A 16,149-nucleotide genomic window follows, 5' to 3' on the forward strand; every position below is an offset into this window, starting at 1 on the left:
TTAAAGACCTTTAAGAGATGAGACAAGAGAAAGACATCAGTTGTGCTCCGTTTCTTGTTTTTTTGCTGGAAAAGTCAACGTAAAGGTGCTGCCTTTGCCTAATTCACTTTCAACTTCGATTTTGCCTTGATGAAGTTGAACAAGTTGATGAACGATGGCTAATCCTAGACCTGATTCTCCATACTTCGTGCTTTTTCGTGAAACATCTGCCTTATAGTAACGTTCCCAAATATTTCGCACCTGTTCTTCACTCATCCCAATACCATTATCTGAGAGTTCAAATACGCTTGCATCTGTTTCTTGCCTTCCACGGATATGGATCTGTCCATCAGTTGTAAACTGGATCGCATTTTGAAGGATATTGACCATGATTTGCATAAATCGATCATAATCAGCGTATACCACCACATCATCTGGACAATCTAACGTCAACTGGTCACGGGAAGACTCTGCTTTTTCATGTAGTTGTTCGGTAATCATTTCTAATGCTTTTTTCGCGTTAAAAGTCTGTTTATTCAAATAAATTTGATTGGAACGGATTTTTTCATAATCAAGATTTTCATTGACTAAGCGGATCAATCGTTTTGTCTCATTCTGCATCAATTGGATGCTGCGTTTTTTCTGGTTTTCAGGAATCATATCATGTTCCAAACCTTCCAATAAACCATTGACCGTTGTCAGCGGCGTACGCATTTCATGGGCCGCGTCTGCCATAAATTGTCTGCGTCTCTCTTCTTGCCGTTCGATCTCTTTTTGAGAAGCTTCGAGCGATTGAGCCATACTATTGAAATCTTCAGCTAGTTCATCAAATTCATCCCGCTCTCGATTTTCTAAATTGATATCGAAATTACCTTTTGCAACTTTATGCGTTGCATTTCGTAAACGATTGATACGCCCTACTTGGTATTTTGCAAAGATGAAGCCAATCACTATTGCGCCGATCATAGAGCAAATAAAAGCAATAAATAAATTTTTGCGCAATGCAGCCAAGTTGGCATTCAAGTAACTGATCGGTGCACTTACTCCAATGAAACCTTCAAAAGAACTGTCAGCTTGCGAAAAGAAAGGCAGGTAAACCAATGCAATTTCAACAGGATTGCCCATAAAGTCAGTATCGCGAAAGCTTAAGGAAAGTCTCTCACCATTTGCAAGTTTTTTATAATATTCTGAAGAAAGGTCGCTCTTATAAGGCGTATTGGTTTTTGGGAAAGTCATCCGATTTTGTTCATTAAAGACAGTGATGCCTACATTTTGATTTTTTAAAATAAATGTAGCTTCTTTCAGCTGATTTTCTTGAAGGTTGCTTGCAATCAAGGCTTCGGCATAACCATATAGTTGATCTTCCGTTTCTTGATAAACAGATTTCTTGGCAAATTGCAAAAACACAATGGCCAATATGATCAAAAGCGTTGCTATAACGGTAAAAAAAGCAATCATCTGCTGATAAAAGTACCTAAGTTTCATTCCATTCCCTTTCTTGCTGCTTATTTTGGCTGGTTGGTTTTATGGCTAGTTTTCAATGTTGGTGTCATCAAATTTGTAGCCTACTCCCCATACCGTCTGAATCACTTGCGGACCGTTTTGGTCGATTTTTTGCCGCAACTTTTTGATGTGCGCATCTACAGTTCGTTCATCCCCAAAATAATCATAATTCCAAACGATCGACAACAATTGCTCTCTTGAAAAAACTTGTTTAGGACTTTGTGCCATCGCATATAACAAGTCAAATTCTTTAGGTGTCAACCCTTCAATCTGCTTACCATATAAAAAAGCTTCTCGTGTTTTTGAATGGATGCTTAAATGTTTGGTTTCAATTTTCCCTTCTTCATTTTCTTTTTCTTCTTCAGGAAATGAAGTTAATCCTGCTCTACGATGAAGTGCTTTGATTCGAGCAATCAAAGTCAATGGACTAAATGGTTTCGTAACGTAATCATCTGCACCGATCTCAAGGCCAATGACCTGGTCACTTTCTGTATCCTTTGCTGTCAGCATAATGACAGGAACAGTTTGGGAAACTTTACGGATCTCTCGACAAATTTGCATACCATCCATACTTGGCAGGTTTAAATCAAGAATGATGAGGTCCCAATAAGAATCTCTTTCCAAAAAGGTCTCTAATCCTTCTTTACCATCTTGTATAAAGGCAGCTTCCCATTCCTCTTTTTGAAAGAACATTTCCATCATTTCACCAACGGCTGCATTGTCTTCAATCATTAAGATATGCATTTTCTCTTTCTCCCCTTTTTCTCGTTTCTTCTCAGCGTCAGTACCATTATACGCTAATTTTCTCAACATCTAAAGATAGGAAACTGAATGGATAGTGTCAATTAATTGTTGGAAAAAAGTTTTTGCGCTGATGCTGGAAATGGTACAAAGCGAGCAGAGCGAGACTTTGCGACGGATATCTTTCCTTATTTTGTACCAAACTGCATTCCCTTAATGATCTTTAGCAGTCTCACTGGATCTGAGTCTGCCTGATGTGCACCTGCCTATCTCGTCAACATGAAAATTGATTCTCTTACAATTCTTGATTACTCATCAACAAAACTTCTTCATTTTGCGTTTTCCATCACTAACTTTACACGATCAACTGGTTAGAGAAATCTATTGCATGCTCGTCTAGTTTTGAGGTTAAGGAGAACAAAAAACACCATTTCAGGCATCTATTCTCTAGACTCCTTAAAATGGTGTAATCCCTAAGTTGTGCTATTCAAACTTAATGTTGTCTATTGTCACTTTTGACATTTGCTGCGATCACTGGTTCCTCTTTTGGTTTATTTTGTAAGAAATCAAGTGTTTCTACATTTAACTCTAAAACGTATACCGTTTCATCTTCTTTATTCAAATAAGATCGTGATTGCATTCTACCTGACAAACCTACTTGATCTCCTTTTTTACAGTAATGATCAAGCAACTCAGCTAATTTTCCCCATGCAACAATTGGAATAAAATCAGCTTCCTGTCCATTTTCTTTACGATAGCTGCGAGGAACTGCAAGCGTATTATTCAATACCTTTCTTCCTTCTCCTAAATCTTTTAAACTTGTCTCTCTAGTTAAACGCCCAATTAAACTCACATGATTCATTTCATGACCTCCTTCATTTTTTGTTTCACTATATAGTAAGCAAAAAATGAGTCGATCTGTTTTATTTGTTCAAAAAATCTTTGGTGGTTAGATGATTTTTTGAACGTGCCCTTTCCTTGTTTTCAAAAAATTGCTCATGCTCTTCCTTTTGATGATCAAAAAAAAAAGAAAAAAGGGTTCTTCCTCTTCTAGCATTGGTAAAGAAGTTTCCTCCAGTCGATGGGCTACTGATGGAAAGCCATGCGAACATATTGAGCCGAAAGTCACGTCTCAATGCTTGCAAGCTTCAAACTTAGTGTAGCGGCTAAAGCCTAACACTAAGTGATTCACATCGCATCTTTTTTTCATGGCTATCAGTAGCCCTATACGCCTCCTAAAATTTCTAGAAATAGGATTCTAACGAATTTAGCATTAAAAAATGATGTTTTACTGACCAACATTAAATATTGTAGAATCGAAAAAAGAAGCCAAGTTCGCTGACCTAGCTTCTTTCTTTTATAAGTACCAAAACGTTATTTCATGATCGTTGGTTTGACCAGATAGCTTAGAATATGTTGCCATACTTCAGGCTTAAAGACATCAGTGGGATGACCATCACCTAGCACACCGTAACCGACCATTGCGCCTACGATAAAAGCCAAAATGATCAGGACAATGACTAGTAAAACCTTCAGCAGAAAAGAGACCATCGGCAAGAGTATTTGTTTAGTCATTGTTCCACCTCATTTGTATTTTTATAGTGCAGTCTTTTGCTTGTTTTTAGTCATATTTTCTAAAAGGACGCCTGTTCCAAGGGCAACTGAATCTAATGGACGTTCAGCAGAAAAAACAGGAACTTTTAATTCTTCGGTAAACAGTTGTTCAATGCCATTCAACAAAGCACCGCCGCCTGTTAAGAACACACCGCGATCGATAATATCAGCAGACAATTCAGGTGGCGTTTGTTCTAAAACATCTTTTGCTTGTTGAATGATTTGAGACATTTGTTCTTCTGTTGCTTCACATACTTCTTCAGATGTGATGGCGACCGTTTTTGGCAAACCGGATACCAAGTCGCGTCCTCTAACATCCATTGAATCTTCACGGCTGTTTTTGAAGACCGTTCCAATTTCCTTTTTAATGATTTCAGCTGTTCGATCCCCGATCAGCAACTTATGTTTTTTCTTAATGAATTGAATGATCTCATGGTCTAATTTGTTACCAGCAACTTTGATCGATCGGCTAGTAACGATCCTCCCCATAGAGAACACTGCAATATCACTCGTTCCGCCCCCGATATCAACGACCATATTTCCACTTGGTTGGAAAATATCAATACCTGCACCAATCGCCGCTACTTTTGGTTCTTCTTCCAAGAAGACGTTTTTACCGCCGCTCTTTTCAGCAGCTTCAATAATTGCTTTTTGTTCGATCGCTGTAATGTTTGTTGGACAGCAAATCAGAATATTTGGTTTAGATAGAAAACCGCGGACATTCAGCCTATCAATAAAGTGTGTCAACATTACTTCGGTAATATCAAAATCAGCAATGACCCCACCTTCAAGCGGACGGATTGCACGAATATTGCCAGGCGTACGTCCGACCATCATGTAAGCTTCTTCTCCAACTGCTAGAACTTTATTTGTTTTTGTGTCGATTGCTACAACAGAAGGTTCATTTAAAACGATCCCTTTTCCTTTAACATGTATCAATACATTGGCAGTACCTAAGTCTATACCGATGTCTTTAGCCATTTTTTTGTTCTCCTCTCGGTATCTTGTTCAAGTGGCTCTAAAGCAGCCTCTAATTCAACATTATATCATACTTACTTTCAATCGGAAACGCTCATTTTGCAAAGAATGATGAGAAATTTATCTTTGTTTCTTCAAGCTTTTCTTGATCAGAAACGATATGAGAGCGTTCATGAGCTCTTGTGCCTGATTTGTCTCATTCTTGTTAAGAACCTCACTCTATAGAACGTTCTTAATGGGTGACAAGTAAATAAAGGTTCTTCCTCTTTTAACGTTGGTAAAGAAATTTCCTACAGTCGATGGGCTACTGAAATTTCTAGAAATAGGATTCTAATGAGTTTAGCATTAAAAAAATTGATTTTTTACAGACCAACGTTAAATATTGTAGAACCTAAATAAACACAGCTAGCGGCTGTTCAAAAAGCCACTAGCTGTGCGTTGTTACCTTTGCTTATCTATTAAGCAAACAATTGTTTCAATTCTTCTTCTTGCATTTCTTTTTCTGCGCTCTCATCGACACGCTCGATAGCAGCACCGATTTGTTGCAATTTTTTGTGGAATTGGTAGTATCCGCGGTCTAAGTGTTTTAAGTTCGTCACGCGTGTATACCCTTCAGCAACCAAACCAGCTAAGATCAAAGCTGCTGCAGCTCTTAAATCAGAAGATGTTACTTCTGCACCTTGCAAATGAGGAGAATTCTTGATCACAACTGTCTCTCCATCTAGTTCAAATGAAGCGCCCATCCGACGCAATTCTTCCATATGCATAAAGCGATTTTCAAAAACAGTTTCCTTCATAACGCTAGTGCCATTGGCTTGCGTTTGAGCAATCGTCATTTGCGCTTGCATGTCTGTTGGAAAACCTGGATGCGGCATTGTTTTAACATCCGTTGCTTTAAGTATTTTTGGACCGATCACACGCATACCATTTGCTTTTACTTTAAATTGTACACCCATTTCTTTCAACTTTGAAATCAATGGTTTATTATGATCCGGTACGGCATCTTCAATAAAAACATCCCCTTGTGTAATAGCTGAGGCTACCATGAAGGTACCAGCTTCGATACGGTCTGGGATGATGCTATGTTCAACCGCTTTTAATGCTTTTACGCCTTCAATACGAATACTTTCTGTTCCTGCGCCTACTACTTTTGCCCCCATTTGGTTAAGGAATATAGCCAAATCAACAATTTCTGGTTCACGTGCTACGTTTTCGATCAACGTTGTTCCTTCTGCCAATGTAGCGGCCATCATAATGTTTTGCGTTGCGCCCACACTAGGAAAGTCTAAGTAGATATGTGCACCTTTTAATCCATCTGTAGTAGCTTCAATATAGCCATTTTCCATTTGGATTTTTGCACCCATGGCTTCAAAGCCTTTCAAATGCAAATCAATTGGACGTGAGCCGATCGCGCAACCTCCAGGCATCGCAACTTTTGCGCGTCCGAGTCTTGCCAAAAGCGGACCCATCACAACGATTGATGCACGCATTTTATTCATGTATTCAAGCGGTGCTTCAAAATTTAATTCTCCTGATGCATCCGCCATAATTTCTTTTTTGTCTTGATCAAACTCAATTGCTACATTTAAAGCTTTCAACACTTCGTTCAAAGTAAAAATATCTGACAGTACTGGTATATTCGTTAATTTATTTTTGCCTTCTTCTGCTAAAATAGTTGCAGCTAAAATGGGCAACACAGCATTCTTCGCACCTTCAACCCTAACTGATCCTTCGAGACGATTCCCGCCACGAACAATTATCTTTTCCATTTTAGTATCCCTCCGAAAATTCAAGTTGCCCATCCTGTTATCAGTTTTAATGACCAGCAACCTATGGAATTATATCACACAAAACAAATGTTTAACAGGTTTAAGGTCGTTTTGTATGAAAAGAATCACATCATGCTTAAATCAGAAAAGGAAGACTAAGTTTTGTGAAGTTAAGATAAATTCAATAAAAAATGAGCTTACAGTATAACCAATCGCAATAGATATCAGCAAATACAAGACGCGTGCTTGCCGTACATGTTGTTTACGGATCAAGTTTTCTATCCTGACAGCCTGTAATGACCAAAAAGTCAATAAAATAAAAAAGATATGCGAGGCAATACTGACAAGAGATTGAATACCAATAAAGTTCATGGTTAACTTCCTTTCCTTACAATAGAATAGTAACACATTTGAAATGTATTTTATATCAATTAAAACCATGATAACGCTATACTTTGTTTTTTTTACCTTTTCCACATGGATTTCTCATGATAGACCTCTTTAAAAATAAAAGAACAACATTTGATATAGAAACGTTGATTTTTTTATTACTCATTTTTCGCCTCGTCCTAATTTGCGATACGATATTGTTCGTGAAGAAAAACGTTTTAAAATACAAAAGGTTCTACAATATTTAATGTTGCTCAGTAAAAAATATTTCTATAAATTTCAGGAGGCGTATAAGGCTGCTGATAGCCATGAAAAAAGATGCGATGTGAATGATCTTAGTGTGAGACTTTAGCCGTTACACTAAGTTTGAAGATCGCAAGCCTTGCGACGCGGTTTTGGCTCAAGATGTTTCCATGACTTTCCATCAGTAACCCCTTCAGCTGAAAGAAATTTCTTTACCAACGTTAAGAGATGAAAAAACATACAAAAAAAGAAAGTAGAGGATACAATCCTGATACTTTCATTCTTTGTAACGTTCATTTTATTTTTTATGCTTCGAAACAGAAATCCGGTTGATGGCTTTGTGGAGAGAGATTTCAGCAAGCCGCGCATCTTTGTTTTGCTTCTGTGCATCCAAACGTTTGATCTCTTCTTCTGCGCGGTGTTTTTCTTCAAACGCGCGTTCCAGATCAATGTCGCGTGCTCTTTCAGCACTATCTGCAACGATACTGCAAACATTATTGCGGACTTCTAGTATCCCACCATTTACCGCTATCCAATCTTCTGCATCAATCGATACACGTGTCACGCGAACAGCATTGATTGTGAGCGGCACAATGATTGGGCTATGATTAGGCAAAATCCCTATATCTCCATCTACAGCCCGGGCAACCACTCTTGAAGCCCGATGATCATAAACGATCCCGGCCGGCGTGACAATATTAACTTTAAATTCTGCCATTTCTCTTACCTCCCGCAAGAATATCCAATTGAAGTTGTTGTCTTTGCTTCATACGTTCTTCAGAATAGTAGAGTAAACCTCGTAAACGCTTTGTAAAAGCTTCTGCTGGTTGATGCTTTTTCTCGCAACATTCAGCTTACAGTAAGTACAAATACGCGTTCATCGAAGCTTCTCTTCTATTAACTATTTCATTCCTTCAGCTTTTTTAACGACTTCATCAATGGTTCCCACATTACGGAAAGCATCTTCAGGCAGGTCATCATGACGTCCTTCAAGGATTTCTTTGAATCCTCGTACCGTTTCTTCAACCGGTACGTATGATCCTGGTATTCCTGTAAAGGCTTCTGCTACACTGAAGTTTTGTGATAAGAATAGTTGGATTCTTCTTGCACGAGCAACAACGATTTTTTCTTGATCGGATAGTTCATCCATCCCAAGAATAGCAATGATATCTTGCAATTCTTGGTAGCGTTGTAAGATATGCTGAACTTCCATTGCAACATCATAATGTTCTTGCCCTACAATATCAGGTGCTAACGCGCTAGATGATGAAGCCAATGGATCCACAGCAGGGTAGATCCCTTGTTCTGTCAGACGACGCTCCAAGTTAGTCGTTGCATCTAAGTGAGCAAAAGTCGTCGCTGGAGCTGGGTCTGTATAGTCATCGGCCGGCACATAAATGGCTTGAATAGATGTGATCGAGCCTTTATTGGTCGATGTGATCCGTTCTTGCAATTGCCCCATTTCTGTTGCCAATGTTGGTTGATATCCAACAGCTGAAGGCATCCGTCCAAGTAAAGCTGAAACTTCAGAACCTGCTTGCGTGAACCGATAAATGTTATCGATAAACAACAGCACGTCTTGCCCAGCTTCATCACGGAAGTATTCTGCCATCGTCAAACCAGTCAATGCTACACGCATCCGAGCACCAGGCGGCTCGTTCATTTGCCCGAACACCATTGCTGTACGCTTGATAACGCCTGAATCTTGCATTTCAAAATACAAGTCGTTCCCTTCACGCGTCCGCTCTCCAACACCTGTAAAGACGGAAATCCCGCCGTGTTCTTCAGCGATATTATGAATCAATTCTTGGATCAGAACTGTTTTCCCTACACCGGCACCGCCAAATAGTCCGATTTTTCCGCCGCGCAAGTATGGTGCAAGCAAGTCGATGACTTTAATTCCTGTTTCAAGGATCGAACGACTGCTGCTCAACTCTTCATAACTAGGAGCTGCGCGATGGATAGGATTGCGTTCTGCATCTCTACTAAATGATTCTTTCATATCGATCGTATCTCCCAGAACGTTAAACATTCTGCCGAGCGTTGCTTCGCCGACCGGTACTGTGATCGGTTCGCCTTTTTGTCGCACGGTCATTCCTCTTTGCAATCCATCTGTTGATTCCATTGCAATGGTCCGTAGGACTCCATTACCTAATTCCAGTGCAACTTCTAAAACAACTCTTTGAGAAGGGTCAAGTTGCTCATTTGTTTCATTTTGTTCTTGGTTATCTTCTTTGTGTTCTACTTTTTCTACGATCAGTGCGTCGTTAATTTCAGGAAGTTTTCCATCTAATGGGAATTCCACGTCAACAACAGGTCCAATAACTTGAACGATATGACCAGTATTCATACAATTTCCTCCCATTTGCTAACCTATTTTAATCCTTGTGATCCACCAATGATCTCTGTGATCTCTTCTGTAATGGCAGCTTGACGGGCACGGTTATACGCAACGGACAGATCATCGACTAGGTTTTGTGCGTTGTCTGTCGCTCCCTTCATGGCTGTCATTCGAGCTGCGTGTTCTGCAGCTTTTGCATCCAGAATAGCTCCATAAATCAGACTTTCCGCATATTGCGGCAGTAAAATATCCAATATTTCCTCTTTTGACGGTTCATAGATATAGTCCTGTTCATATTCGATCGACTCAGAAGGATCTAAATCAGTTATCGGCAGCATTTTGTCTGCTCGATATTCAAATGTGATCGTGTTGATATGATGATTGTAGCAAACGTACAATTCATCAAACACACCATTTTTAAACATTTCGACTAGCGTTTTTGCAATTGCACGGATCTCATCAAAAGAGGGCTGATCACTAAGATGTTCCAGCTCATAAACGACATTCATTCCACGATTCTTAAAAAAATCAGCTGCCGTACTCCCAATTGCCATGAAAACATATTCATCTGGTGATTGATGGTCTCTGGAGATCATATCAATCGTTTGTTTGATAACTGAACTATTGTATGATCCGGCTAATCCTGTATCTGAGCTAATGATCAGATACCCAGTTTTATTGACCGGGCGTTCAACTAACATATCATGAAAATCAATCATGGAAGGTGAATTCGTCCCGATCATGTTCCCTTCTTCGATCATCGTTAATTGGGTTTGGGCTAAGTGAGTAACGATTTCTCTGATCTTATTGGCGTAGATCTGAAAGCTTCTTGAAGCTTCTTCAGATTTTCCTAGCTTAGCAGCAGAAACCATTTGCATCGCTTTTGTAATATGACTGGTTTTTTTAGTGGATTGAATCCTCTTATTGATTTCTTGTAAGGATTCCGCCATATGTTATCCCCACTTTCATCATTTTCTTTTTACTGGTTTTCTTGACTGTTTTTTGTTCCGACTGTTGTAAAGGAATCGCTAAATTCTTTGAATAGATCTTGCAATTTATCTTCAGCCGGTAAATCTTTCGTTTCAGCAATCTCTTGTAAAATTTCAGGATGCTGATTATCCAAGAACATGTACAAATCTTTTTCATATTGTTTTAAGTCTTGGACAGGAATGCTGTCAAGATAACCATGAACCAGTGCATAAAAGATCATGACTTGTTTTTCAACATCGATTGGATCATGCACATCTTGTTTCAATACTTCTACTGTTCGTTGTCCTCGATTCAATTTTGCTTGAGTAGCCGCATCTAAGTCAGAACCGAACTGCGTAAAGGCTTCTAGTTCACGATAACTTGCCAAATCGATCCGCAATGTACCGGAAACTTTCTTCATTGCCTTGATTTGAGCAGATCCACCAACACGAGATACAGATAATCCAGCTGCAATAGCAGGACGCACGCCTGAATAGAATAAGTCGCTTTCTAGGAAGATCTGTCCATCAGTAATGGAAATAACGTTGGTTGGGATATATGCGGAGATATCTCCAGCCTGTGTTTCAACGTACGGGATAGCCGTCATTGATCCTGCGCCTAGCTTATCACTGAGTTTTGCTGCACGTTCTAAAAGACGGGAGTGCAAATAAAAGACATCCCCTGGATAAGCTTCACGACCAGGTGGACGATGCAACAGTAAGGAGAGTTCACGATAAGCTGCTGCTTGTTTTGTTAAATCATCATATACGATCAAAACATCTTTACCAGCATACATAAATTCTTCACCCATCGCTGCTCCTGAATAAGGCGCGATATAGAGTAAAGGAGCTGGTTGAGAAGCACTTGCAGTTACCACGATCGTGTATTTGTCAGCCCCGTATTTCTTTAAGGCTTCTACTTGGCTTTTGACTGTCGATTCTTTTTGTCCGATCGCCACATAAATACAAATCGTACCTTTTCCTTTTTGGTTCAAGATAGCGTCGATCGCCAAACTTGTTTTACCTGTTTTACGGTCCCCAATGATCAATTCCCGTTGTCCTTTTCCGATCGGTACCAAAGCATCGATAGCTTTGATCCCTGTTTGTAAAGGTTCCTTAACTGATTGACGGTCCATGACACCAGGTGCTTCTGTTTCGATAGGCCGTTTTTTAGCCGTAGAAATCTCGCCTAATCCATCTACAGGCTGTCCCAACGGATTCACAACGCGCCCGATCAGTTCTTCTCCTACCGGCACTTCCATAATACGTCCTGTTCTTTTGACACGATCTCCTTCACGAATGCCGGTAAATGGCCCTAAAATAATGATTCCTACATCATCTGCTTCTAAGTTTTGTACCATTCCAAACACGCCGTTCGAGAATTCAACCAGTTCGCCAGACAAAGCGTTCTGCAAACCAAATGCACGAGCAATTCCATCACCGATATAAGTAACAGTTCCGACTTCATCTACGGTCAATTCACTCTCATAGGACGCGATTTCTTTTCTGATGCGTTCACTGATTTCTTCAGCTTTTAAGCCCATTTGTCTATCACCTCATTAACTCATTTCTTTTGCTACAAGAAAACAATCTTTTTCTTGATATTTTCCAGATTTGAACGGATGCTTCCATCGTAAACTTGATCTCCTGTCTCGATGATGACGCCTCCTATAATATCTGGATCGATTGTTTCTTGAAAAATAACTCTTTTTGCATGGATCTTTTCAGCAAACACTTCTTCAAGTTGTTCTTTTTGCTTATCGCTCAAAGGAACAACAGTCGTAACCTTTGCCACGATCGTTTGATTGTGTTGATCATATAATTTTTCAAATTCATCGATGATACTGTCTAAGTCACCCATCAGACGTAACTGGTAGACCTCTTGGATCAACTCTTTGGTTAAGTTTGAAAAGCCGTCTGTTACATCTTGAAGTACCTTTCCTTTGTCTTCTTTTTCGATTGCTCTATTATTGAAAAAAGCCGGCAAATCAGGCGTGTTTTGTAAAATCTGACGAACATCCATCAGTTCATCGAAGGAAACAGCCAGCTGGTCCTTTTCAAGTGAACTTTGAAAGAAAACTTTTGCGATTTGTGCATCGTTCATCGTTCTATTTAAGTTCATTTGAATCCCCCAACCTTTCGATAAAATCATCGATCAACTGAGCATGTCCTTTATCTGTAAGTTCTTTTTTGATCAATTGTTCTGCCAATTGAACAGAAAGCAAACTAATTTCGTTTTTTGCGTTTGCCAATGTTTTTTGTCTTTCGACTTCTATTTCATCTTTTGCCTGTTCTTTCATTCTTGCTACTTCGGCTCTAGATTCCGTCATCATCTCTTTTTCGATTTTCAAACTGGCTTGTCTCGCCTGATCAATGATTTGAGATGATTCATTTTTTGCTTCTTTTAACCTGCTTTGTTGTTCAGCCACCAACGCATTGGCATTCTTTTTTGCTTCTTCAGCATTGTCGATATCCGAAGCGACACGATTTGCGCGTTCCTGCATGACTGCCGTCAGAGGCTGCCAAGCAAATTTCTTTAACAAGAGTAATAAAATCAAAAAAGAAATTAAAACAAATAACGTATCACCTGCCGAGGATACAGCCCCTAACAACATTAGATTCATCATACAGCATCCCCCTTCCATTCCAATCTATCTAATTACTGTGATTTGAATCCTCTATCTTGCTAAAATGAAACAGTCTTCACAGTATTTTACTGGAATACAAGGATAAATGCGATAACGACTGCCATGATAGGAATAGCTTCAATCAATCCGACACCGATGTACATCATTGTTTGCAAATCGCCTTTCATTTCTGGTTGGCGTGCGACAGATTCGATTGTTTTAGAAATAACTCGACTTGATCCCAATGCTGCTCCGATTGCTGCGCCAGCTACTGCAATTGCTGCTCCGATTAATCCCATTATAAATTCCTCCTAAATAAATATCACTTGATTTAATTTTTTTCGTCTGATCTTTTGCTAAAGACCATCCGCTGAATAAACTGCTATCTGATGGGCAAAAGTTTGCTTTATTCGGCCACACCAACATTTTTTGCTATTTCTTCTTTCTTTTCATTTTCTTCGCCTTCGACTTTATGCGAAATGTAAACCATCGTCAGCGTTGTGAAAACAAAAGCTTGGATACTTCCAATGAAGACTGAGAAAGCTTGCCATACAATTTCCAAAGGCACGCCGACTATCCATGTGAACAGTCCATGACTATTTGCGAGCTGTGCAATCAAACCTAATAGAATTTCACCCGCATATATATTCCCGAATAACCGTAGCGCCAGTGTTAAAGTATTTGTAAATTCTTCCAATACTTTTACTGGAAATAAGAACGGTACTGGCCGGATATAACTATTCAAGAAATAATCTTTGAAGCCTTGTTCCTGAACACCAAAGTAATGGGTCAGTAAAATCACCATAAAGGCTAGCGATAATGTCACAATTGGATCAGCTGTCGGACTCTTCCAGAACTGATAATCATCAATGCTTAGTACAAATACCAAACCCATTTGGTTGGAAACAAAAATAAACATGATGAGGGTAAAAGCTAGTAGCTTAAAACGATTCCCAACCCTTTCTGGCATGGCGCTAGAAACGATATTGCCTGAAAAATCTGCGATCCATTCAATGAAGTTTTGCTTTCCTGTTGGTTTTAATTTCATATTTCTTGTACAAATAAAAGCAACTAGAAAAACGATCACGCATGCCGATGCAGTAACGATCATATTGGTGACACTAAAGTGCAGCCCCAGAAACTCAACGATCTTTGATTCGCTTTCCAAAACTATTCACCTTCTTTCTCTTCAACATTAAATGTAGCGTTTTTACTACGGCGGGTCAAATAAAAGCACTGCAAAGGAAGGACACAAAATTTTTCCTTTTCTCTTATATAACCTAGCAGATGATATTCTACCACCACTAAATCAAAAATACAAAGAAAAGTGAAAGAATTCATTAATATATTTCCCAGTATAACAGCAATTTCAAGCAACTATGTACTTGCTTTTTTCATGAATTAACGAATAAATGCACGAACAGCTGTACAGATAAACGCTTATTTTTTTATGTGTCCTTATGTGCCCTAATGTATGCTCTTTGATAAGTTGTGCACGCCATTATTTTTTGATAGGCGTATGGCGTATTGTAGGAGTTAAATCTGTTTTTGCTGTGACTCTTGCAGGCTTTCTCCGTATCCTTTCTTTTTAGTTAAGTTGCGCGAGGCAGAGTCTCGGGTAAAATTCAAAAGATGCTCCCATGCGCGGGATGCTCTGTGTCGCACTTTTTCATTTTCCCATCGTCTCTATCGGCCTCGCTCCACATCCTATTTTTAGTTGAACTGCAAAAGCCAGAGTCTTTGCAAAAAAGATAAGTTGTTTTGATGCGCGCTCCGCTGCTCTCTTCACCAACTTCCTGTTTTTGCTGTGACTCTTGCAGGCTTTCTCCGTATCCTCAAAAAAAGGAGTTGAGATTTTGTCTCAGCTCCTTTTATAGTCGTCTATCATTTATGTTGTATGATCATTTTTTTGAATAAATGATTATAGTGTTCCGAATAGGCGATCGCCTGCATCGCCTAGTCCTGGTAAGATGTATCCATTACTATCAAGTCTTTCGTCTAAAGAAGCGGTAAAGATATCAACATCTGGGTGTGCTTCCTCTAAGGCTTTAACGCCTTCTGGGGCTGCAACTAGGCAGACAAATTTAATGGACGTTGCGCCGCGTTTTTTCAGTGCATCGATTGCAGCGATGGCTGAGCCGCCTGTAGCCAACATCGGATCAACAACGAGCAGCAAACGCTCATTGATATCAGAAGGTAATTTTACGAAATATTCTACTGGTTCTAATGTATCATGGTCTCGGTACATACCGACATGTCCTACTTTAGCAGCTGGAATCAAATCTAACATACCATCAACCATGCCCAATCCTGCTCTTAAAATTGGAATGATGGCTACTTTCTTCCCAGCAAGTTCTTTTTGAACAGATTGAACTAGAGGTGTTTCGATCTCAACGTCTTGAAGCGGCATGTCGCGAGACACTTCATATGCCATTAAGCGAGCTATTTCGTTAACAACTTCTCTAAAGACTTTCGTTCCTGTATTTTTATCTCTGATGATGGTTAACTTGTGTTGGATTAAAGGATGCTCCATCACTTGCAATTTTCCCATATTCTTTCCAGCTCCCTTATCAAATTTTGTTCAAACAATTAGATTATACTGGATTATGCACTTGTTTTCTATCCTTTTTCATGAATCTTTTCGATCTTTTTTGATATGGTTAGTTGTAAAATGAAATGCATAAAGAAAAAAATATAAAAAAGCCATGTAGATACGGTATACTTTAAAGCGACGAAACCAAAGTAAGGAGTATCTACATGACTAATAACCATTCTAACATAAAACGCAAACAGGCTAAACACTTATCTGATATCCAACGCGGGAGACTCGAAGAAATGGCTAAAGAAGGAAAACTGAGCCAGACAAAAATGGCGTTGGAACTGGGAGTAGATCAGTCAACCGTCTCCCGCGAATTAAGACGTGGAAAAGTCCGCCAAATGGCTTATGACCGCTCTTATTACGAATGCTATTCGGCAGAAGCTGGCTCACGTGTTTA

General features: G+C 39.4%; 17 protein-coding genes. 1 reads left to right on the plus strand and 16 read right to left on the minus strand.

From position 1 onward, the window contains the following. Positions 1 to 36: 36 nt before the first annotated feature. The 16 genes from BM057_RS06030 to upp all read right to left on the minus strand — a co-directional run bounded on the left by BM057_RS06030 (position 37) and on the right by upp (position 15,704). Positions 37 to 1,464, minus strand: coding sequence for a sensor histidine kinase (locus BM057_RS06030; RefSeq protein WP_092092200.1), 1,428 nt, complete (start codon positions 1,462 to 1,464; stop codon positions 37 to 39). 45 nt (positions 1,465 to 1,509) lie between these two features. After that, positions 1,510 to 2,226 (minus strand): response regulator transcription factor, encoded by a 717-nt coding sequence (locus tag BM057_RS06035; protein WP_092092202.1) that lies wholly within the window; start codon positions 2,224 to 2,226, stop codon positions 1,510 to 1,512. Positions 2,227 to 2,716: 490 nt separating this feature from the next. Next, entirely contained in the window at positions 2,717 to 3,085 is a 369-nt protein-coding gene (locus BM057_RS06040) for a single-stranded DNA-binding protein (protein ID WP_092092204.1), read from the minus strand. Positions 3,086 to 3,597: 512 nt separating this feature from the next. Beyond that, positions 3,598 to 3,798 (minus strand): DNA-directed RNA polymerase subunit beta, encoded by a 201-nt coding sequence (locus BM057_RS06045; protein WP_047391812.1) that lies wholly within the window; start codon positions 3,796 to 3,798, stop codon positions 3,598 to 3,600. A 21-nt stretch (positions 3,799 to 3,819) separates the two neighbouring features. Further along, positions 3,820 to 4,818: a rod shape-determining protein MreB gene (gene mreB / locus BM057_RS06050; protein WP_047391815.1), complete on the minus strand. Its 999-nt coding sequence runs from the start codon at positions 4,816 to 4,818 to the stop codon at positions 3,820 to 3,822. A gap of 455 nt (positions 4,819 to 5,273) precedes the next feature. Further along, complete coding sequence (gene murA / locus BM057_RS06055) at positions 5,274 to 6,584, minus strand: UDP-N-acetylglucosamine 1-carboxyvinyltransferase (protein WP_092092206.1); 1,311 nt, start codon at positions 6,582 to 6,584, stop codon at positions 5,274 to 5,276. 141 nt (positions 6,585 to 6,725) lie between these two features. Next, positions 6,726 to 6,956 carry a DUF1146 family protein gene (locus BM057_RS06060; RefSeq protein ID WP_047391820.1) on the minus strand — a complete coding sequence of 77 codons (231 nt, stop codon included), beginning with the start codon at positions 6,954 to 6,956 and terminating at the stop codon, positions 6,726 to 6,728. Between the two features lie 559 nt (positions 6,957 to 7,515). Then, positions 7,516 to 7,935 carry a F0F1 ATP synthase subunit epsilon gene (locus BM057_RS06065; protein ID WP_092092208.1) on the minus strand — a complete coding sequence of 140 codons (420 nt, stop codon included), beginning with the start codon at positions 7,933 to 7,935 and terminating at the stop codon, positions 7,516 to 7,518. Between the two features lie 183 nt (positions 7,936 to 8,118). After that, positions 8,119 to 9,567: a F0F1 ATP synthase subunit beta gene (gene atpD, locus BM057_RS06070; RefSeq protein ID WP_092092210.1), complete on the minus strand. Its 1,449-nt coding sequence runs from the start codon at positions 9,565 to 9,567 to the stop codon at positions 8,119 to 8,121. 23 nt (positions 9,568 to 9,590) lie between these two features. Further along, on the minus strand, positions 9,591 to 10,508 hold the full coding sequence (locus BM057_RS06075) for a F0F1 ATP synthase subunit gamma (protein WP_047391827.1): 918 nt from the start codon (positions 10,506 to 10,508) through the stop codon (positions 9,591 to 9,593). Positions 10,509 to 10,537: 29 nt separating this feature from the next. After that, positions 10,538 to 12,070: a F0F1 ATP synthase subunit alpha gene (gene atpA, locus BM057_RS06080; protein ID WP_047391830.1), complete on the minus strand. Its 1,533-nt coding sequence runs from the start codon at positions 12,068 to 12,070 to the stop codon at positions 10,538 to 10,540. Between the two features lie 32 nt (positions 12,071 to 12,102). Continuing rightward, entirely contained in the window at positions 12,103 to 12,648 is a 546-nt protein-coding gene (gene atpH, locus BM057_RS06085) for an ATP synthase F1 subunit delta (protein WP_047391833.1), read from the minus strand. Beyond that, complete coding sequence (gene atpF, locus BM057_RS06090; RefSeq protein WP_052181854.1) at positions 12,635 to 13,153, minus strand: F0F1 ATP synthase subunit B; 519 nt, start codon at positions 13,151 to 13,153, stop codon at positions 12,635 to 12,637. The genes atpH and atpF overlap by 14 nt, the downstream gene beginning before the upstream one ends. An 86-nt stretch (positions 13,154 to 13,239) precedes the next feature. Further along, positions 13,240 to 13,452: an ATP synthase F0 subunit C gene (atpE, locus tag BM057_RS06095; protein WP_047391836.1), complete on the minus strand. Its 213-nt coding sequence runs from the start codon at positions 13,450 to 13,452 to the stop codon at positions 13,240 to 13,242. Between the two features lie 107 nt (positions 13,453 to 13,559). Beyond that, on the minus strand, positions 13,560 to 14,321 hold the full coding sequence (gene atpB, locus BM057_RS06100; RefSeq protein WP_047391839.1) for a F0F1 ATP synthase subunit A: 762 nt from the start codon (positions 14,319 to 14,321) through the stop codon (positions 13,560 to 13,562). 753 nt (positions 14,322 to 15,074) lie between these two features. Further along, positions 15,075 to 15,704: a uracil phosphoribosyltransferase gene (gene upp, locus BM057_RS06105; protein ID WP_047391841.1), complete on the minus strand. Its 630-nt coding sequence runs from the start codon at positions 15,702 to 15,704 to the stop codon at positions 15,075 to 15,077. 206 nt (positions 15,705 to 15,910) lie between these two features. On the opposite strand from upp, the gene BM057_RS06110 reads away from it, so the two are divergent. Continuing rightward, positions 15,911 to 16,149 (plus strand): helix-turn-helix domain-containing protein (locus tag BM057_RS06110; RefSeq protein ID WP_143074483.1); only part of this gene is annotated, 239 nt, incomplete at its 3' end.

Origin of the sequence: Pisciglobus halotolerans (assembly GCF_900113675.1) — a bacterium.
In the GTDB taxonomy this organism is placed as follows: Bacteria; Bacillota; Bacilli; order Lactobacillales; family Carnobacteriaceae; genus Pisciglobus; species Pisciglobus halotolerans.